The organism is Gardnerella sp. DNF00257 (assembly GCF_049262745.1).
Classification (GTDB): domain Bacteria; phylum Actinomycetota; class Actinomycetes; order Actinomycetales; family Bifidobacteriaceae; genus Bifidobacterium; species Bifidobacterium piotii.
This window is the reverse complement of the sequence record NZ_CP058403.1, coordinates 755,116-774,034: the sequence shown is the minus strand read 5'-3', so window position 1 is coordinate 774,034 and position 18,919 is coordinate 755,116. Positions and strand designations below refer to the sequence as shown.

Genomic DNA, 18,919 nt, shown 5'->3' with positions numbered 1-18,919 from the left:
AGCAGAGCAGGTGTACATTTTGCTATGCTTTTTAATATGTTAGAAGATGTTAGACTAATTAAAATACATTATAGGTTATTGTTATGCTTCATTTTTCTCCTTCTCTTGTGGTAGCAGATCTTGATGGCACTATGCTTCATGATGCTAATGCTTTTGAAAGCAGATATTTAAGCCAAGAAACTGTTAGCGCTTCTAAGCGTTTGAGTGAATGTGGAATTCCGCTTGCGATTATTACGGCTCGCCCAGTTGGTAGTGCTTTTGATTTTATTCACGATTTGAATGCTCAAGTTTGCGCGTACCTTAATGGTGCTCTTATTGATTTTGACTGTGCTCACAGCACGATAGGTGAGCTTACTTCGCAAAGAAGCCTTGATACTCTTACGCGTTTTGGATTTGATTCTCAACATGCTTGTAGTGTGTGTTTGCGCTTGCTTAATGAGATTCCTACGCTTCGCATTGGCATTGTTATGAACGATGTTCGTTACACTAATTTTGATGTTCGTATGCTTTGGAGCGAGCAGGATTTTATTATTACCGATTTTTCTAATGTTCCAAGTGGTATTGCAGACAAGATTATTATTGTTCCTCGAGAGAGTGAGAAGGAAAAACTTCAGAGCATTCTTCCAAGCGATTTTTCGCTACACATTAGCGAAGATGTTTTGTGGATGCTTACGAATCCTCTTGCAAACAAGGGGCATGCTTTGAACGTTATTTGCGATCGTTTGGGTGTAAAGCCTAGTCGCACTGTTGTATTTGGCGACGATATTATAGATATAGACATGTTCCGCGCAGGGGGATACGGTGTAGCGGTATCGAATAGTAATCCTCGGTTGCTTGCGATTGCAGATGAGGTTTGCGACTCCAACAACAATAATGGCGTTGCTACCTGGCTTAATTCAAATCTTTTACTAGATTGTGAATAACCCACCTTTCGTTACTGGCGAAGTTGTGTGACGAATTCTTTCCTAGAGAGTCAAACGGAAAGCTTGGTGACATTATCAGTGAAGAGAAGAAATCTACCATTCAAGTCGGAACAGCTAAAGATCTCAATGTATAATACCCATTTTTCATTAGTGGTGATGCTGTACTTTCTTGTGATAAACCACTAGTTAATAATCGACCCATTTATATTCCAAATGAGATTGAACTTAAGGTGTTTAATAGAATTGCTATGCCTGCTTATACGACTATATCGTCTAATCAACGCGAAAATAGAGCTTTGATAGCTCTCCGTGATTGGCTTTTACCTATGCTCATGAACGGGCAAGCGACAATCGAAGATTAGGCAGCTAAATTATCATTTCTCTATCCATTAATTTCTTCTCCTTAATCTATAAATTTCAATTAAAAAAGCGACTGAACTTATATTTCAATCGCTAAATGTCTTATATATTAAATTGTTTTAAGTGTGGCTTCTTATCCTTACCATTTTTACCTCCTAATTTTGAGTATAAAAAAAGACGATAGAGTTTTAACTGTCTATCGTCTAATACCTTTACTATGATATTTTTAAATCTTTTTTGACCAATATACTTTTAATAATTTAGAAAATATTAATTGTACAAATGCAACTATTATTAAGGCTAAAAAGGCTTCATAACTTACATATGCTACAATTAAAGAAACTATTACAATAACCATTGAAAATATAGGTATTATATTTGATCCTGACTTCATCTTTATTAATATCATTCTTTCATCTGTTTCTTTAGTATACATCTTCTCCAATATGTATCTATTTCTATATGCTCTACCGAGCATTGACATGTAGAATACAGATACAAGTTCAAGTCCAATAAAAAATACTGCTACATAATATGTCACATCTTCTTTTAATGGAAATTTATATTTTAAGTAAAAATTTCCAATAATAACTGCGAGTAAGGCAACCATACATAATAAGACTAAAATACTAATTCTAAATCCTATTTCTTTTTTATATTTTTCTAATTTGTTCATATTAATCATCCTCTTCTATACTAAATATTTCTTCAATACTCATATCAAAAAACTTAGCAATTTTAAAAGCCAACGGCAGTGACGCTATATACTTCCCAGTTTCAATGGAAGTTATGGTCTGTCTTGTTACTCCAACTTCATTTGCCAATTCTTCTTGAGTTATTTTATGTTGTTTTCTTAATTGAGAAATTGCATTTTTCATTTTCCTCCTTCAACAGCAAGCTCACTTTACATATAATGTATAGCTCGCTTTGCTTTTTTTGTCAAGCGTACTTTGCTTTTTTATAATTTCTTAAACTAAAAAGACGATAGATTTTTTAATAATCGTTAGCATAATAATGATAGTTATTGAGAATAGTTATTCCAGTAGTGCGTCAATATTTCGTTTTGAGTATAGAAGTCGGCGCACTTCCATAGTGTCGTCGATGACAACGTAAAAAACAGAAAAGTTGCGTACGCTAATCCTGTAGTAGGGGTGTTCTCGTGTTGTTGATGATTGGTAAGGAGCAAATAAGAGGGGTGATTCAAGTCGTTTATCGATTGCTGATTCTATATCGTCAACAAGTCTGTGAGCAGCTTTTGGATTTTGCAGTGTATTGGTTATATAGTCAACTGTTTCTAATAAATCTTCTTTGAATAGTGGGAGAAAGGTTAATTTATACGTGTTCTTGCTCATTAATCCTTCTCCTTACGCTATCAAAGACATCGTCTTTAGAAAGACGCGTAGAAGTGTTTGCGGCAAAAGTATCTGCTTCGTCGAGTTTTCTTTCAATGTTGTCAGTGAGGGCAGAGTATTGTTTGATGCTCATGAGAACCATAGTCCCATAACCATTTTTTGTAAGTAATACTGGTGTATTTGAATTTATAACTGTTTCTTCTACTTCTGGGAATTTATTTCTTAAATCGGAAACTGGACGAATATTAATCATAGTATCAACCTCCTTTTATCAAAAAAGTATCATAATATTATCAAGATTACAATTATATTAGTGGCTTGGCACTCAAAAAAGTGTAGCTATACTACCCGTTCTCTCAATCCACGTCGAGACTGTCGTATTGATGTCACGGGCTTAATAGGTGGGTGCATTGAAGGCTTTGTGTAGCAAGGCTTAGCGAGGGCTATCGTTAAAAGGTTTAATGCGAAGCAGCTTTAAGCTGTGTTCTCGAGATTTTTGAGTGCGATTTTGCTGTATGAGGGAACATGTATACGCTCTGGGGTCGAGTGCACAGGATGTTAACGTACTTCGCTTGCGTTGAAAGCACACTGTGCTTTCAACTTTGAGCAAGCTCAGCGAATCGAAGTGCATTCGCGCGCATTATGCAGCTCGAAATCGTCGATTCGCGCGCAGGTTAGCTGCGCTCACGTCTTCGCCACGCAGAAGCAGTGCTTCTGCCTTGAGTGGCTCAGCGCTCCGAATTACCTTTTCGCGCTACGCTCTAAGCGAAAAGGCAGGTCGTCGCGCACGGCTATTAGTAGCCGTTCGGCTGATTTGGCATGTAAAGTCCACTGGACTTTACATTTGAGCCAAATCACGCTTTGAAGGAGCTTGAAATGCGTTATGCAATTTCAAGCTCTGTCAAAGCGCATGCAAGTCGATTCGCCACTTTGCACCCAGCTGGTGAAGTGGGAAATTGAAGTCATAAAACAAAAATAAGGTAAGATTTCACATATAAGGTGTGGTCGTACCTTATTTTTTGGCATATAACCCGATAATTGAGAAAAATGAGCAATCGTAATAGAGGATAGTCTGCATATTTTCATGTGAATTTTATCTTCAAAATCATACATAATTCGCGATAATTACATGAATTCCAGGATGAAAGTTGGTGGAAATATCTGGTATATATGTGTTATAACATTTTCGTTACAGTGTATTAACAAGACATCATAAATGCTTTACAATTATGGTGAGAGTTGAGAATGCAACATTCGTTTATGATGTTGCGGATTTAGCTCTATAAGAGGTTTTTTACCTGAAAGAGAAGAGATGATTATTATGAAGGAGCTAACGCTAGAAGAATCTCGTTCGATTAGAGCTGGATGGATGTGTGTTGTCTGGGGTTTCATCTGCTGGGGATGATTCTCTAGTTCTGCATGTGATTATATTACCAGATTTCATTACAACAGTATATTAGGTTAGTCTCATTATAGTGTTCTAATTGTAATCTATTTGCGTAATTTAGTATTTGAGAAAATTGATTTGATTGTATGATGCTTTTTAACGTTTGTGATTAAATCTGTAGCGTGGAGGCTATGATAGCCTCCACGCCTTGAAACTTTGAGGAGCTCAATAGATGGTGGCTTATCCTTACAATATGCAAAATTTGACTTCAGATTGCGGTATTGCAGTTATCAAATCATTGCTAGAAAATTATCATAGATTTAATGAAAGAAGTTTTAAATCGGTTGTTTCTAGTTTAGATATTGAGCAAGGTTTATCTTTGTTTAATATTGAAGAGGTTTTGAAACAATGAAGATTTTTATAGACAAAGTCTTGGAGTTAAAAAAGACTGCGATGATTTTTATTGTTACTCATGATGCAATGTTCGATAAAATTGCTGATGAAATAATAGATTTGGATGTGATTAAGAAATGAAAAGCAAAAAATGGATATTTGCAGCTACCATAGTAATCCTCGGTCTTATCAGTCTGCTGTATGTAGGGTATAAGACAAATAATGTTCGTTTTGGTATGATTCGTGATGATTTGCCAACACTAGTTTCAGGAGATTATAAAAATAACGATAACTTATCGTTAAAACCAGGAGTGTATGCTATTTATGCAAAGAGAGGCAAAGGAGAGATACGCTTTGCTGGAAAGCTGTACAAGCTTGATGATGCTCTTTTTGTGCGTGCTCAGAAACAGCCAGGAAATGTTAAAAATGCTGTTATCTACGAAGAGAGTCCTAAAATTTTTATTGGTGAAGATAGTAAGATTTCTGTAAAAGGAGATCGGAAATTTTTAGTTTCATTTGTTAAGAGGTAATCTTATGAAGATATCTCATTTGAAAAAATCATATGGGGGAAAAGTCGTTTTAGATGACATTTCTTTGGAAAGCAGTGCTGGGCAAATTATTGCGTTAGTAGGCAATAATGGTTCAGGAAAAACCACGTTAATGAAGTGCATTGCAAATTTGATAGTTGATTATCAAGGCAATATTGAATTGGACGGTTCACTTTCATTTGCTATTGAGAATCCATCTTTTTATGACGAATTTTCTGTACAGGATAATCTTAGAGTGTTTGCTGCTTTGATGGGGAGAAAAGACTTTAATTGTGATAAATTATTGCATCAGGTGAGTCTCGACGAAGCAAAAAATAAAAAGTTTAAACAATTGTCGCTAGGTATGAAGCAAAAATTAAATATTGCTAGAATATTGCTCTCAAATAGTGAAATTATTCTTCTTGATGAACCTTTCAATGGATTAGATGTTCTTACTATAAAGCAGTTAAAAGACACTATCTTGTCATTGCGCTCACAAGGTAAAAGCCTTGTAATTTCAAGTCATATATTAGATGAGTTAGGTGAAATTGCTGATATTGTATGGTATTTAAAAAAAGGGAAAATTCAAAAAATTGTTAATTTTAACGATAATCTAAGAATTTATAATGTGATTGTTGTAAATGATGTGGATATTAGTGAATTGCTTTCTAACAGATATGAGGTTTTTTGTCGTAGCAAAGATAACAAAGAATCAACTTTTAGAATTAAATTGCCTAGAGAGGATATTGCCAAGGTTCTTAAATTGCTGATTGAGCATGGGGTACAAATCGTGGAATACAGTGATATTACGCATGATATTAAAGCTTTTATGTTGGAGGAAGATGATAATGAAGTACTATATAAAATCAGAAATTATTAAGTTTAGTCATCAGAAGCTTTTCTTATTGTCTTTTGTTTTGTATTTGGCATGTTGCGTGTTTATAGTATTTCAAGCTAAAAGAGGTGCATTTTTATCACAATATAAGTTCTTTTCAACGATAACTATACTATTTTTAAGCCTATATCAGATATTATCAATTGGTGAATGGCAAGAGAAGAAAATTATTCATTATTATCTAGAGTATATTCCTAATAGGATTAAATTATTGTGTTTTATATATGGTGAATACGTAAGCATTTATCTAGTCGTAAATTTGGTATTTTTGTCACTAAATTACTCGTCTCTAGGGATAGTTATGCATCAACTGCTCGTATATCCGATAATTTTCCTTTTGTATATTGCTATAAATATGAATCTGTTGATATATTTTGAAAAAGTTGGTGTTACGATGATTCTTTCCTTTATATTATTATGGATATTGCCGAATTTGATAAACATAATATTGTCTCAAACATCCGTGTATTCTTTTCAGATATTTTATTATTTATCACCAGACTCGTTCACTGCTCTTACGTCTGTAACTTGCATTATTGCTCTAATGTATATTGTTATGTTTTTCCTATTGTCGTTATTACAATTTACGAAAAAGGAGTACTGAGTTATGAAAAGTGTAGTATCTCGTATACTTCCAGCTATTGTCATAATGTTATTCGTTGGTTTTATTGCATATATTCATTTGAGCGGCTTAAGACCCTCATTTTCAGTATTACAGGAGAATAATATCTCAAATCTTAAAACTGGATAAGTGCTCTATTTTGGTAGTTCAGGCTTTGGAGCATGTCAGGAATTCAATAAAGTTCTAAAAGAATATCAAGATGAAACGCATGCTAAAATTTATTATTGAGATGCCACAGACAAAATTGTGAGAAAGGCAGCTGAAATAAAGATTTACAAAGCAAATTGGCACATTTGGTTTATTAATCATCTATCCCAGCCCCATATAAAAGTAACTCTCATTTAAATCTCATCATATTTCTTTTTTAATTTATCCATATTATCAAGGTCAATCCACTCCTCGCTAAAACCACAGGCAGTGCAAATATACCTATCAACAGGTACTGCCGACATAATTGTATGGCCAGTCATAACATTATTTCCAGTCCCATAAGCACCAGCAGATCCAGGCACAAATATAATTTCACTTCCCCCACACTTTGGACATTTTTTCGTATTTTTCATAAATCCTCCTTTTTATTTACATCACAGGATCAATATAACCAAGCTCCATAGCCTTGTTAGTGGTTTATAAATAAATTATACCCGAAAATAATTTGTAATAATATTCAACTATATTCTTATAATCACACTGTTTTTGTTTATTTTTACCTTCTCCCTATTCTTCAAATACTCTTCCACATCAAACAAGTTCTTCTTATCATAATCTTCCAATAACTTATAATTCTTATACTTCGTAATATCGAATTTATCAGACAAAAAAGGTCTTACTCCTCTTAGCTGTTATATACAGGTTGCCCTTCGTTCGCAAATGCCTGTGTAGTTCCAGCCATTACACCAAATGCTACTAATGTTGCCATCAATAGACCCATTGTCTTTTTTACTAATGTTTTCATATTTTCCTCCTTATTAATCTAATAATGTTCTTTATTGTTTTGAAAAATTGCATAAAAATAGGCAGGAACACATACCTATCCATCATATATATTTCTGCCGATTAAAAAATTCTACGTGAAAAGAGACAGAACTACACTGTCTGTCTTTCTCAATTACTTAGCTTAGAAAAAATAACACTGGGTAGCTTTTTTATTGCGATTGATAAAAACGCAAAACAAAACCGCACATGTGTGAACTAATCCACTTGCATGTGCGGTTTATGTTTAGCTATTACTGATTAATCAAATCAGGCGTTTACGCGATCGATGCCAGACTGTACGTCTGCAATCACGGAATCCCAAGACTTGATGAAGGCGGCAACACCGTCGGCCTCAAGCTTGTCGGTAACGTCCTTAATGTTAATGCCAAGCTCAGCAAGCTTGTTCATAACAGCGTGGCTCTCTTCGTAAGTGCCCTTAATGGAAGCAGCACCGTTGCCGTGATCAGCAAGAGCGTTCAAAGTCTTTTCTGGCATGGTGTTAACAACATGCTCAGCAACCAACTCGTCAACGTACTTGCAATCGGAGTAAGCTGCGTTCTTGGTGCCAGTGGAAGCCCAAAGTGGACGCTGCTTCTTTGCGCCCTTGGCTTCAAGATCAGCCCAACGTGGGTCGGCAGCGAACTTCTTCTCGAAGAGTTCGTAAGCCAAGCGAGCGTTAGCAACAGCAGCCTTGCCTTCAAGAGCCTTAGCTTCAGCAGAACCGTTAGCTTCGAGGAGCTTGTCAACAGCGCTATCAACGCGGGAGACGAAGAAGGAAGCTACGGAACCAATGTGCTTCAAGTCGTGGCCGTTAGCAGCAGCTTGAGCAATACCTTCGATGAAGGCGTCGATAACCTGCTCGTAGCGCTCGAGGGAGAAGATCAAGGTTACGTTCACGGAGATACCCTTAGCAAGGGTAGCGGTGATAGCTGGAAGACCTTCCAAAGTTGCAGGAATCTTGATCATAACGTTTGGACGATCAACCTTTGCCCAAAGCTCTTCAGCCTGCTTTTCGGTGTTAGCAGTATCGTGAGCCAAGCGTGGGTCAACTTCGATGGAGACGCGGCCGTCAACAAAGTCGGTCTTTTCTGCAATCTCACGGAAGATATCAGTTGCGTTACGAACATCGGTGGTGGTCAACTCGCGAATAGCGGTCTCAACGTCAACCTTGCCGAGTTCCTTAAGCTGTGCGTCGTATGGGCCAACCTGGCTCAAAGCCTTCTGGAAGATAGATGGGTTGGTAGTAACACCAACAACATTCTTGTTAGCAATCAAATCTTGCAAAGAGCCAGACTCAATGCGGGTACGGGACAAATCGTCCAACCAAATAGAAACGCCGGAATCGCTAGTGCGCTGCGTTGCTTCAGTCATGTTATCTCCTTAACACTGTGCTCCACCAATTGGAACACGTTGGTAGTGTTGGCGTTTTACAGGAAACAGCGGTTGATGTTAAACAATTTGTAGCTTAACATCAACACGCCTTTGCTGTTTCCAGTGAAGTTGCTAAATTAGCACTTCGAGTTTTTGTGATGAATCAATTTTATTTTGACACATCAAGTTTTATTTTGATTACTTGCTATCTTAAGCGCGTGCTTCTTCGATAGAAGCCTTAGCAGCTTCTACTACATGCTCAGCAGTAATACCCAAGTCGATCATGTTCTGACCGCCGTCACCCTGCAAGCCGTACTGTTCGATAGAAACAGCCTTGCCGCAATCGCCAAGATACTTGTACCAAGGCAATGCCAAGCCAGCTTCGATGGAAACGCGAGCTTTAACAGACTTTGGAAGGATTGCTTCCTTGTACTCTTCGTCTTGCTCTTCGAACCATTCGAGAGATGGCATAGAAAGAACGCGAGCCTTAATGCCTTCTGCAGCCAAAGTCTTGGCACCAGCAACAGCCCACTGAACTTCGGAGCCAGTAGCCATGATGATTACGTCTGGAGTGCCTTCGCAATCAACCAAAACGTAAGCGCCGTGCTTTACGCCTTCGCGAGCCTTATCAGCAGTTTCTGCGAGAGTTGGAACGCCTTGGCGAGTCAAAATCATAGCGGTTGGGTAGCTGTTCTTCTTCTCGAAGAAGTAGCGGTAAGCTTCAGCAGTCTCGTACTCATCTGCAGGGCGCACAACCTCAAGCTGAGGAATAGCGCGGAAAGCAGCCAAGTGTTCGATTGGCTGGTGAGTTGGACCATCTTCGCCCAAGGCTACGGAATCGTGAGTCCAAACGTAGAGGTTTGGAATCTCCATCAAAGCTGCCAAGCGAACTGCTGGGCGCTCGTAGTCAGAGAACTGGAAGAAGGTGCCGTTGAATGGGCGAGTGTTAGAACCAAGCAAAATACCGTTGGTAATAGCACCCATTGCAAACTCACGCACACCGAAGTGAAGCTGACGACCGTACTCGGAAACGTTTGGCCAAGTGCGAGTTGCATCCTCGGATGGGCCGAAGGAGTCAGCACCCTTAATGTTGGTGTTGTTGGATCCACCCAAATCAGCGGAACCGCCCCAAAGTTCTGGCATAACAGCAGCAATTGCGTTAAGAACTGCGCCAGAAGCCTTACGGGTAGCAACCTTGGAACCGACTTCGAAGCCAGCAACCAAGTCGTCAATAGCCTTGTCGAAGCCTTCTGGAAGCTTGCCAGCCTTAAGACGATCGTAAAGAGCAGCCTTATCTGGGTTGGCAGAAGCCCACTTTGCAAGAGCTTCATCCCAAGCCTTGTGAGCAGCCAAACCGCGCTCGGCAACCTTGCGAGCATGAGCCAAAGCTTCTTCGTCGATTGGGAACGAAACTTCTGGGTCGAAACCGCAAAGTTCCTTCAAGCCCTTAACAGCTTCTTCACCAAGCTTAGAGCCGTGAGAAGCTTCGTTGTCGGTCTTACCTGGGGTTGGCCAAGCAATCAAAGTATTAACCTTAATGAAGTGAGGCTTATCGGTAACTTCCTGAGCCTTTTCGATAGCTGCAGCCAAAGCCTGAACGTCTTCCTTATAGGAACCGTCTGGCTGAATGAAGCTAACTTCGTCGGTGTACCAACCGTATGCACGGTAACGAGCAAGAATATCTTCAGAGAAGGTGAGCTTAGTATCGCCTTCAATCTGAATGTGGTTTGCATCGAAGATTACAGTCAAATTGCCAAGCTTTTGGTTTCCAGCCAAGGAAGCAGCTTCAGAAGAAACGCCTTCCTCAACGTCGCCTTCACCGCAAATAACCCACACTTTGTGATCGAATGGGGAAGTGCCAGCTGGAGCTTCTGGGTCAAGAAGACCGCGCTCAAAGCGCTGACCATAAGCAAAACCAACAGCAGAAGCAAGACCCTGGCCAAGTGGGCCAGTAGTCATTTCAATGCCTGGAGTTAAGCCATATTCTGGGTGACCAGGAGTACGCGTGTCTGCACCGCCACGGAAATACTTAAGATCGTCAAGAGTTAAGCCGTAACCAGAGAAGAACAATTGCACGTATTGCGTAAGCGAAGCGTGACCGCCAGAAAGAATAAAACGATCGCGGCCAGCCCACTTTGGGTCAGCAGGATCGTGCTTAATGAAGTGCTGGTACAAGGTGTACGCAATTGGTGCCAATGAAACAGGGGAGCCAGGATGTCCGTGTCCTGCTCGCTCAACAGCATCAGCCGAGAGAACCTTCGCCATCTTTACGGCGCGCTCGTCTAATGCAGACCAGTTGAAATCGGTCATGTGATCTACTTTCCTTCCAATAATTCGGGTTTTTGCGCACAGCTTACGCTGGCCATTACCCTCACATTGCCCTTTAATCCTATCTTTTATATCAGACGAATTTTTAACAAAGTGTGTCAAAAGTTAACAAAAGTTTATATTTATAGTTAGTTGTTATTCTGTAAAAGTGATTTATTAAAAATACTTAATAATACTTAATCACATATTGTTATCACATATTATTTTGGCATATATAATAGTTAGCAGTGAATTAATAAACGATTAGTGCTATTTATAAAAATTATTAGCGCTATTTAATCGAGTTTGACGTTTTAATAAAGGAGAATCAATGCAATCACGACGCATGATGATATTGCGTGCGGTTGTTGAAGATTATATTCGTTCGCATGAGCCTGTTGGGTCTGCATCTTTAGCTAAAAATCACAAATTAGGCGTTAGTTCTGCAACGATTCGCAACGATATGTCTCTTCTAGAAGAAGAAGGCTACTTGATTCAGCCACATACTTCTGCTGGAAGAATTCCTACAGAAAAAGGCTACAGGTATTTTGTTGATGGCTTAGCTGCGTTAATCCCGCTTTCTAATGCGCAAAGACGAGGGATTCGCACGTTTTTAAGTGGATCTGTTAGTTTACAAGACACTCTACAACGCTCAGCGCGACTTCTTGCAAGCATAACTGGTCAAGTCGCGCTAGTTGCATCTCCTGCATTGTCGAAATCAAAAGTAAAAAGAATTGAGATTGTTCAAGTATCCTCTTCAACTCTTCTAGTTGTTGTTATTACAGATGCTGGAGGCGTTGCGCAGCACATTATTCAAGCGTCAAACATAAATGCAGATGATTTATTGCATCTAACTAATATGGTTAACGATGATTGCATTGGATTATCTCTTCTTGATGCTTCAAAACGTGTTTATTCTCTAGCAAATCGCCAGGATTTAGCTTCTGCTTTGCAAGTTATTAGTCAACTTGCTAATGCGTTAGAAGATATGCACGACGGCGAGCATTCCCACGATTTGTACATGGCTGGGGCTTCTCAACTTGCGCATAGGCAAAATATTGGCGATTTTGCGTCTCTTTTTGACGCTCTAGAAGAGCAAGCTGTTATTATGCGACTTATGACTTCGCTAAGCGAAGAAGCAAACGATTGCGCAAGTGGCGTTAGCGTTGCAATAGGTTCGGAAACTCACACGCCTGGTCTTCTAAATGCTTCTGTTGTAACAAGCGCTTACGGCTACAATTCAGATTCCGATTCGGCGTTTATTGGCTCGATCGGCCCTACTCATATGGATTATGCTGCAACAATGACGGCTGTTAAAGCTGTAGCAAAATATCTTAATGCGTTTATATCTGAAAATTCATAAAAGCAAATTCATAAATATTAGCTGGCTGTGCCTTATGCAAAAATAATTTTAGAACATAAAAGGGGAGTTAAGTGACTGACTATTACAAGATTTTAGGTGTTGATTCTAACGCTAGCGACGATGAGATTCGCAAAGCTTATAGAAAGTTAAGTCGAAAGTATCATCCAGATATTGCAGGGCCTGAGTTTGAAGACAAATTCAAGGAAGTTAACGCTGCGTACGACGTTTTGTCTAATCCAGAAAAACGCAAAATGGTAGATATGGGCGTAGATCCAAATAATCTATCGGCATCAGGAGCTGGTGCTGGCGCTGGCGCGTACGCAAATATGAATATGGATATGGGAGATTTTATAAACCAGTTCTTCTCTGGGTCTTTTGGTGCTAATGCTGGATCTCCTATTCCGCGCGTTAATCGTGGTGAAGATTCGCTAACAGAAGTTAAGGTTGATCTTAAAACTGTTGTTTTTGGCGGAAACGCTAAGGTTCATGTTGTTACTTTTGGTCTTTGCCAAGATTGCGCTGGAAAAGGTTCTGCAGATAAATCAGACCCTATAACTTGCTCAGAGTGCAAGGGTGCTGGTTTTGTGCAACGAGTTACTCGTACAATGTTTGGTCAAATGATGTCTTCGGAGCCTTGCCGCGCTTGCGAAGGTCACGGAACGATTATTAAAAATGTTTGCCCAAATTGCCACGGTCATGGTCGCGTTCGCACTTCTAGAGAAGTTGGAATCACGATTCCTGCTGGAATTAAAGACAATTCTCGCTTACGACTTACGTCTCAAGGAGCAATAGGCGAATGTGGCGGTCCTGCAGGCGATTTGTATGTTGATGTTCGTATTCGCAAAGACGAGCAATTTACTAGAGACTTAAACGATTTACATTGCTGGATTGACGTTCCAATGAGCTGGGCTGTTCTTGGTCACAAAGTAGATATTGATACTTTTGATGGAAAAAAGAGTGTTGAAATTCCTGCTGGAACGCAAAACGAAGACACGATTCCTCTTTACGATTTGGGTGTTACTGTTTTTGGAAGCAAAGATAGAGGAAATCTTATTGTTCACGTTCTTGTTAATATTCCAACAAAGCTTAGCGAAGAAGAGCGTAGTTTGATTGAAAAGTTTGCAAACTTGCACGATGAAAAAGTTAGCGAAGTAAAGCAACATGCTATTGCAGAGCCAGTGGGCAATAAAAAGGGATTCTTTAGCAAGCTAAAAGATGCATTTTGCTAGGATTTAGGATTTTAATGATTCTTAGTATTTTAAGGAGTTGACTTATGGTATTGCCTATTTTGTTTGCTGGAACTCCAGATGTTGCTGTTGCTCCTTTGCGCGCGCTTGCTGAAGATAAAGAGCATTTTGATGTTCGAGCTGTTCTTACTCGTCCAGATGCTCCGACTGGCAGAGGTAGAAAGCTTGTTCCTAGTGCTGTTAAAAAAGCTGCGATTGAGCTTGGAATTCCTGTTCTAGAGGTTAATCCCAGCAATGAGCAAGAGTGTGTGGGTGCTCTAAAAGCTACTGGCGCAAGGATTGCGGCCGTAGTTGCATATGGAAAGATTCTTCGCCAATCGGTTTTGGATGCTCTTCCTTTAGGATGGTACAACTTGCATTTTTCGCTTCTTCCGCAGTGGCGAGGTGCTGCTCCTGTTCAGCGCGCAATATGGGCTGGAGACGATATTACAGGTGCAACAGTTTTTAAAATTACGCGCGGAATGGATGAAGGTCCGATTCTTGCACAAATGACTACCGAGATTGGCGCTCACGAAACAGCTGGCGATTTGCTTACGCGATTAAGCAATGATGGTGCAAATCTTCTTTGCTCTGCTCTTGTTGGCTTGGAATCTGGTCAAATTGTTCCTGTTGAGCAAGACTCTATGCCTTGCCAAATCGCTCAAAAAATCACTGTTGAAGATGCTCATATTCGTTTTGATATTCCATCATTTGCAATCGATAGGCAGATTCGCGCTTGCACGCCAAATCCTGGAGCTTGGTGCAATCTTCATGTTGATTCTAGTGATTTGCAAACAATCACTTTGCACGTTCTTGCTTGCGCATTAGCAAAAGATGAAGATATTGAATTATATAGTCTAAACGAGCTTAAACATGGGCAGATTCTTGCAAAAAAGCACAATGTTTGGGTTGGATGTGCAAGCGGAGCTATTGAGCTTTTAGAAGTTAAAGCGCAAGGTAAAAAAGCTATGAATGCTGCAGATTGGGCAAGAGGAGCGCACTTAAGTAGTGAATCCTACTTGGATTAAAAGTTAGTGAGTAAACGTTAATTTAGTAAATCTAAAACTAGGCTTAGGTCTCGCGTATCTATGCTTGCTTGAGCTTGACTTTTTAATAACTGCTTTGCGCAAAATGCTACGCCTAATCCTGCTGTTTTAATCATATCTATATCGTTAGCGCCGTCTCCAATAGCAATGCTTTGAGCAATATCAATATTGTTTTTGCGCGCCCAATTAGTCAATGCTTTTGCTTTATATTGACGATTCACTATTGGATTAATAACTTTTCCGCTTAGTTTAGAATCTACGACTTCTAGATTGTTTGCAACCCAAAAGTCTATGTTTAGTTTTGGCAAAAAATCGTCTAAAACTTGATTGAATCCGCCGCTAACAGCTCCCACTTTCCATCCAAAAGAGTGCAATGTGCTTATAAGTTTTTTAGCTCCATTTGTTACATGAATATTTTGCGCAACTTGTTTAACGCAAGAATAGTCAAGTCCTTTAAGCATAGAAACTCTTAGCTTTAGCGACGTATTAAAGTCCATTTTTCCTTGCATTGCTCTAGACGTTATATATGCCAGATCAGAGCCAACTCCAGCAATATCTCCTAATAAATCTATAACTTCTTCTTCAATAAGAGTGGCGTCTACATCTAAAACAAGAAGCCCTGGTTTTTTTAGTGAAGGATTATTTGAATGAGTATTAATTAAGTTCTGTGTTTTTAAGTCTGATACTTTAGTCATGTTATAAGTCATGTTATAATCTTTTAAGAGAGATGTTAGGTTTATTAATTAATTCTAAGGCTGGTTTAAGAAATTTAAGAATTTGTTTTATTATGCGTTTTTGCATGTGAAGCTTTTCTATAAAACTATTAAATGTGAAAGTTTATTGATTTTATTTGAATATTGCGTGTGGAAGTTTGGTTTAATTTGATTAGTTGAGTAAAATAGTTGCAGATTTATGGATAGTTGCAGATTTATGGAATAGATAAATAATCAAAATGTGGGGAATTAAAGAGGTGGTAAGTATGGCAAGTATGAATTTACGCGATGTTGCTCTTGAAGTTGCTAGAATTTTGGAAGATGTTGGCAAGCATGCGTATCAAGACCAATTAAATCCTAGAGATATGGCAAGCATGATGGTTTTGGGGGATCCTAATCAAGCAGATTCTGGTTTTGGAGATAAGCTCGTACGCTTTATTGAAAATCGTCTTACGTACATAAATACCTTCCAGGGATTTTGGCGTAATCGTCCAGAAAATTGCAATATTGGTGATCGTTTTTGGTGCGTTGGAAATATTGACGGTGCTATTAACTTTAATCGAGATCTGGCAGAGTGGACTCTAACTGTTTCGCTTTTTGAGTTTAATGATCAAGGCTCTGCAAGGCCAATTCTTGGAGTTGTTCATGCTCCAGCTTTAGGTCTTACTTATTTAGCAGCTAAAGGCCAGGGTGCTATTCGTATTCGCAAAACTCCTAATGGAGAAAAGCGAGAGAAAATCACGCCTTCTACAACATCAACATTGCACGGTTCTGTTGTTTGCTACGGAATGTCTTATATTCCAGGCGAGTCTAAAAGAGCTCTGGATGTTGTTTCTTCGCTTGAGGAAGAATGTCCAGCAGATATTAAGCGCATTGGCCCTGCTTCTCTCGATTTATGCAAGGTTGCTGATGGCACTTACGACGCTTATTTTGAGCCGCATCTTCACGAGTGGGATATTCCAGGCGTTTCCGCTGGTGCTGTTGTTGTTAAAGAGGCTCAAGGTCATGTTCGACAATGGAATGGTGACTCAATCCACTGGAGACGCGAAAACGACGTTATTGCTTCAAATGGTTTAATAAACAAGGAGCTTCAAAACTATTTGCGATAGATTAGAGTTAAAAATCTTAGCAATTGTTTGCATGATTTTTAATATTAAAGCTTTAATTTTGAGAAAAACATTTATGCAATCGTTATCATTAAATAGACAATATATAAGCGTGTCGCTTTAGCAATATTGTAGAATAAACGTGATATCCCGTTGTCCGACATTCAGAGGGGAGTGTTAACGATGATTGACACTGCACAAGCATTTGGCGTAGATATTGGTGGCTCTGGTATTAAGGCTGCACCAGTTAATTTGGAAAAAGGTGAGTTTGCGGAACCTCGTTATAAGATTCTAACTCCAGCGGTTTCCACACCTCAAGCTGTTGCAGATATTGTTCGTCAGCAGCTCGAGCATTTTGATGTGCCTGAAGATGTTCCTGTTGGTATTGCTTTCCCAGCGCCTATTAAGCCAGGCAAGAAACTTGAGTTTATGGCGAATCTTGATCAATCTTGGATTGGTGTGGATGTTACAGAAGTGTTTAGCGAAGCTTGCGGTCGCCCTGTTACAGTTGTTAACGATGCCGACGCTGCTGGTCTTGCAGAACAGCATTTTGGTGCAGCAAAAGATAAAGATGGCTTAGTTATTGCAACAACATTAGGCACTGGAATTGGAACTGCTTTGATTTACAATGGCGTTCTTATTCCAAACACAGAGCTTGGTCACATTCAGCTAGAAAAAGGAAAGGGAGATGCAGAAAAGTATGCTGCTTCTTCTGTTCGTGAAAAGTTGGATATGGGCTATAAAAAGTGGGCTAAGCGCTTAACTAAGTATTACGGATTAATGGAAAAGTACTTTAATCCAGACTTGTTTGTTGTTGGCGGTGGCGTTAGCCGTGTGAGCGAGAAGTTCTTGCCGCATATCGATATTAAGACTCCTATTGTTGTTGCATCTTTGCATAACGAAGCTGGTATTATTGGCGCAGCTTACTATGCAATGCAACAAAGAAACAAGTAAGTTTTTTAATATTTTATTTGTTTTATTTACTTTATTTGCGCTGGATGCTTATGCGTTCGGCGCATTTTTTATATTTGGTTATGCAATGCGCTAGTGTAGTCGAGTGCGATTTTCTTCTAGAGTTGATGTAAGTGAGCCAAATCCAATTATTCTGGCTCAACGCGTTGCTATGTCTAAAGGTATTAAACTCACAAAACTTAACGATTCAAACCCAACAGTGCATGGTCTTGCTCCAAAATGTTTAAGCGCAAAATATACAGCAGATCCTAGAGGGCCAATCGAAGTTAGGCGCATTCTTGCTGACTTTATAAATGCTAGAGATAATCGCGCAGATCAAGATGTTACAAGTCAAAATATCGTAGATCAAAAAAGTAATTCGTTAAAAGCTCTTAATCCAAATAATCTATACGTATTATCGTCTACTTCTCAAGCATACGCATGGCTTATGATGCTAATGTGCGATTGCGGCGACTCAGTTTTAGCTCCAACTCCTGGGTATCCTCTTATTGAATCTATTGCAAGACTCCAAGGCGTAAAATCTATACCTTATCCGCTTGTTTACGATGGTTCTTGGACTATTGATATTCCAAGAGTTAAAGAACTTTTGCAAAACGCAAATAATCGCATTCGTGCTCTTGTTTTAATAAACCCAAATAATCCAACAGGCTCTTATATTAAGCCAGAAGAAAGAGCGCAATTGTTGAGTTTGTGCAATAAAAATAATGTTGCGATTATTGCAGATGAAGTTTTCTACGATTACTCTTTAGAACCATTTAACGAAAATTCAAGACTTGCGGGAGAACAATCAACGCTTGTTTTTGCTTTAGATGGATTCTCAAAAATGCTTGCAGCTCCGCACGCAAAAGTTGGGTGGATTGAAGTTTCGGGGCCAAGTCAAGATGTGCAAGAAGCAATGAAACGACTTGACGTTATTGCGGATGATTTTCTTCCGATTGGCGCAACTGTATCGGAAAGAATTCCAGAATTATTGCAATGCGCTAAAGAGCAAACTGCGATTGTTCAAAGTCGAGTACGCTCTAATCTTAAAACGCTTAGAAAAATGCTTGAAAACTACCCAAATTGTTGCGTTAGTGCATTGCGAGCAGAAGGCGGATGGAATATTTTGTTGCGCGTTCCTTCTTGTATAGATGATGATTTATTAGCTTTGCGCTTAATTAAAGACTACAAGCTGGTTTCTCAGCCTGGATATTATTTTGACATGCCAACTAATGGCTACTTAGCGCTATCTTTACTTCCGCAAGAGGATCAATTTGAAAATGGCGTTACTTTATTGCTTAATACTGTTCATAAAATGTTAGAAGAGATGTAGAAAAATCTAGAATTTTGAAGACTCAGATTTAGAAGACTTATGAATTAAGAAGACTCATGTTCTTAAACT

General features: G+C 39.1%; 19 protein-coding genes and 1 pseudogene. 11 read left to right on the top strand and 9 right to left on the bottom strand.

The genetic code is table 11. The annotated features are described in order from the left end of the window. The first annotated feature begins 83 nt into the window (after positions 1-83). Positions 84-923, top strand: a complete 840-nt coding sequence (locus HXT23_RS02880; RefSeq protein WP_016801179.1) for an HAD hydrolase family protein — start codon at positions 84-86, stop codon at positions 921-923. A 586-nt stretch (positions 924-1,509) separates the two neighbouring features. On the opposite strand, the gene HXT23_RS02875 is transcribed toward HXT23_RS02880, so the two are convergent. The 4 genes from HXT23_RS02875 to HXT23_RS02860 form a co-directional block, all read right to left on the bottom strand. Beyond that, positions 1,510-1,959 carry a hypothetical protein gene (locus HXT23_RS02875; RefSeq protein ID WP_422113059.1) on the bottom strand — a complete coding sequence of 150 codons (450 nt, stop codon included), beginning with the start codon at positions 1,957-1,959 and terminating at the stop codon, positions 1,510-1,512. Position 1,960: 1 nt separating this feature from the next. After that, positions 1,961-2,161 carry a helix-turn-helix transcriptional regulator gene (locus HXT23_RS02870; protein WP_101889313.1) on the bottom strand — a complete coding sequence of 67 codons (201 nt, stop codon included), beginning with the start codon at positions 2,159-2,161 and terminating at the stop codon, positions 1,961-1,963. Positions 2,162-2,317: 156 nt separating this feature from the next. After that, entirely contained in the window at positions 2,318-2,635 is a 318-nt protein-coding gene (locus HXT23_RS02865) for a type II toxin-antitoxin system RelE/ParE family toxin (RefSeq protein ID WP_016635624.1), read from the bottom strand. Then, complete coding sequence (locus HXT23_RS02860; RefSeq protein WP_422113058.1) at positions 2,616-2,888, bottom strand: type II toxin-antitoxin system Phd/YefM family antitoxin; 273 nt, start codon at positions 2,886-2,888, stop codon at positions 2,616-2,618. Before HXT23_RS02860 ends, HXT23_RS02865 begins: the two co-directional genes overlap by 20 nt. Before the next feature lie 1,366 nt (positions 2,889-4,254). On the opposite strand from HXT23_RS02860, the gene HXT23_RS02855 reads away from it, so the two are divergent. The 4 genes from HXT23_RS02855 (at position 4,255) to HXT23_RS02840 (ending at position 6,441) form a co-directional block, all read left to right on the top strand. Continuing rightward, entirely contained in the window at positions 4,255-4,434 is a 180-nt protein-coding gene (locus HXT23_RS02855; RefSeq protein WP_004123693.1) for a hypothetical protein, read from the top strand. Positions 4,435-4,552: 118 nt separating this feature from the next. Next, on the top strand, positions 4,553-4,945 hold the full coding sequence (locus HXT23_RS02850) for a hypothetical protein (protein ID WP_004121577.1): 393 nt from the start codon (positions 4,553-4,555) through the stop codon (positions 4,943-4,945). A gap of 4 nt (positions 4,946-4,949) precedes the next feature. Further along, entirely contained in the window at positions 4,950-5,822 is an 873-nt protein-coding gene (locus HXT23_RS02845) for an ABC transporter ATP-binding protein (protein ID WP_016801371.1), read from the top strand. Beyond that, positions 5,791-6,441 carry a hypothetical protein gene (locus HXT23_RS02840; RefSeq protein WP_116438410.1) on the top strand — a complete coding sequence of 217 codons (651 nt, stop codon included), beginning with the start codon at positions 5,791-5,793 and terminating at the stop codon, positions 6,439-6,441. The genes HXT23_RS02845 and HXT23_RS02840 overlap by 32 nt, the downstream gene beginning before the upstream one ends. A gap of 359 nt (positions 6,442-6,800) precedes the next feature. On the opposite strand, the gene HXT23_RS02835 is transcribed toward HXT23_RS02840, so the two are convergent. The 4 genes and pseudogenes from HXT23_RS02835 to tkt all read right to left on the bottom strand — a co-directional run bounded on the left by HXT23_RS02835 (position 6,801) and on the right by tkt (position 11,115). After that, positions 6,801-7,022 (bottom strand): hypothetical protein, encoded by a 222-nt coding sequence (locus HXT23_RS02835; protein WP_004111696.1) that lies wholly within the window; start codon positions 7,020-7,022, stop codon positions 6,801-6,803. Between the two features lie 108 nt (positions 7,023-7,130). Beyond that, positions 7,131-7,301: pseudogene (locus HXT23_RS02830) on the bottom strand (conjugal transfer protein); the annotation flags it as partial. Between the two features lie 400 nt (positions 7,302-7,701). Beyond that, a complete protein-coding gene (gene tal / locus HXT23_RS02825) occupies positions 7,702-8,805 on the bottom strand; it encodes a transaldolase (RefSeq protein ID WP_016635345.1) in 1,104 nt (367 codons plus the stop codon). Positions 8,806-9,015: 210 nt separating this feature from the next. Continuing rightward, a complete protein-coding gene (tkt, locus tag HXT23_RS02820) occupies positions 9,016-11,115 on the bottom strand; it encodes a transketolase (RefSeq protein ID WP_248899154.1) in 2,100 nt (699 codons plus the stop codon). Between the two features lie 343 nt (positions 11,116-11,458). Here tkt and hrcA point away from each other — a divergent pair, with 343 nt between their 5' ends. From hrcA to fmt, 3 genes are all read left to right on the top strand, one after another. Then, complete coding sequence (hrcA, locus tag HXT23_RS02815; RefSeq protein ID WP_422113078.1) at positions 11,459-12,475, top strand: heat-inducible transcriptional repressor HrcA; 1,017 nt, start codon at positions 11,459-11,461, stop codon at positions 12,473-12,475. A 71-nt stretch (positions 12,476-12,546) separates the two neighbouring features. Continuing rightward, a complete protein-coding gene (locus tag HXT23_RS02810) occupies positions 12,547-13,704 on the top strand; it encodes a DnaJ C-terminal domain-containing protein (protein ID WP_422113057.1) in 1,158 nt (385 codons plus the stop codon). Between the two features lie 44 nt (positions 13,705-13,748). Further along, the gene (gene fmt / locus HXT23_RS02805) at positions 13,749-14,729 is read left to right on the top strand and encodes a methionyl-tRNA formyltransferase (protein WP_422113056.1); all 981 of its coding nucleotides are present in this window, start codon (positions 13,749-13,751) and stop codon (positions 14,727-14,729) included. Positions 14,730-14,746: 17 nt separating this feature from the next. Here the strand turns inward: fmt and serB are convergent, their stop codons facing one another. Further along, positions 14,747-15,442 (bottom strand): phosphoserine phosphatase SerB, encoded by a 696-nt coding sequence (gene serB / locus HXT23_RS02800; RefSeq protein ID WP_422113077.1) that lies wholly within the window; start codon positions 15,440-15,442, stop codon positions 14,747-14,749. A 284-nt stretch (positions 15,443-15,726) separates the two neighbouring features. Here serB and HXT23_RS02795 point away from each other — a divergent pair, with 284 nt between their 5' ends. From HXT23_RS02795 to HXT23_RS02785, 3 genes are all read left to right on the top strand, one after another. Beyond that, positions 15,727-16,569 (top strand): inositol monophosphatase family protein, encoded by an 843-nt coding sequence (locus HXT23_RS02795; protein WP_016840121.1) that lies wholly within the window; start codon positions 15,727-15,729, stop codon positions 16,567-16,569. Positions 16,570-16,749: 180 nt separating this feature from the next. Beyond that, positions 16,750-17,520: a polyphosphate--glucose phosphotransferase gene (gene ppgK / locus HXT23_RS02790; RefSeq protein WP_004130916.1), complete on the top strand. Its 771-nt coding sequence runs from the start codon at positions 16,750-16,752 to the stop codon at positions 17,518-17,520. 103 nt (positions 17,521-17,623) lie between these two features. After that, on the top strand, positions 17,624-18,850 hold the full coding sequence (locus HXT23_RS02785; RefSeq protein ID WP_410294358.1) for a pyridoxal phosphate-dependent aminotransferase: 1,227 nt from the start codon (positions 17,624-17,626) through the stop codon (positions 18,848-18,850). Positions 18,851-18,919 lie beyond the last annotated feature (69 nt).

Coding starts and splice junctions, on each gene's coding strand:
- HXT23_RS02855 (WP_004123693.1), top strand. CDS start 4,255: ATGGTGGCTTATCCTTACAATATGCAAAATTTGACTTCAGATTGCGGT.
- HXT23_RS02860 (WP_422113058.1), bottom strand. CDS start 2,888: ATGATTAATATTCGTCCAGTTTCCGATTTAAGAAATAAATTCCCAGAA.
- HXT23_RS02870 (WP_101889313.1), bottom strand. CDS start 2,161: ATGAAAAATGCAATTTCTCAATTAAGAAAACAACATAAAATAACTCAA.
- HXT23_RS02845 (WP_016801371.1), top strand. CDS start 4,950: ATGAAGATATCTCATTTGAAAAAATCATATGGGGGAAAAGTCGTTTTA.
- HXT23_RS02835 (WP_004111696.1), bottom strand. CDS start 7,022: ATGAAAAATACGAAAAAATGTCCAAAGTGTGGGGGAAGTGAAATTATA.
- serB (WP_422113077.1), bottom strand. CDS start 15,442: ATGACTAAAGTATCAGACTTAAAAACACAGAACTTAATTAATACTCAT.
- HXT23_RS02840 (WP_116438410.1), top strand. CDS start 5,791: ATGAAGTACTATATAAAATCAGAAATTATTAAGTTTAGTCATCAGAAG.
- ppgK (WP_004130916.1), top strand. CDS start 16,750: ATGATTGACACTGCACAAGCATTTGGCGTAGATATTGGTGGCTCTGGT.
- tkt (WP_248899154.1), bottom strand. CDS start 11,115: ATGACCGATTTCAACTGGTCTGCATTAGACGAGCGCGCCGTAAAGATG.
- hrcA (WP_422113078.1), top strand. CDS start 11,459: ATGATGATATTGCGTGCGGTTGTTGAAGATTATATTCGTTCGCATGAG.
- HXT23_RS02875 (WP_422113059.1), bottom strand. CDS start 1,959: ATGAACAAATTAGAAAAATATAAAAAAGAAATAGGATTTAGAATTAGT.
- HXT23_RS02865 (WP_016635624.1), bottom strand. CDS start 2,635: ATGAGCAAGAACACGTATAAATTAACCTTTCTCCCACTATTCAAAGAA.
- tal (WP_016635345.1), bottom strand. CDS start 8,805: ATGACTGAAGCAACGCAGCGCACTAGCGATTCCGGCGTTTCTATTTGG.
- HXT23_RS02850 (WP_004121577.1), top strand. CDS start 4,553: ATGAAAAGCAAAAAATGGATATTTGCAGCTACCATAGTAATCCTCGGT.
- fmt (WP_422113056.1), top strand. CDS start 13,749: ATGGTATTGCCTATTTTGTTTGCTGGAACTCCAGATGTTGCTGTTGCT.
- HXT23_RS02880 (WP_016801179.1), top strand. CDS start 84: ATGCTTCATTTTTCTCCTTCTCTTGTGGTAGCAGATCTTGATGGCACT.
- HXT23_RS02795 (WP_016840121.1), top strand. CDS start 15,727: ATGGCAAGTATGAATTTACGCGATGTTGCTCTTGAAGTTGCTAGAATT.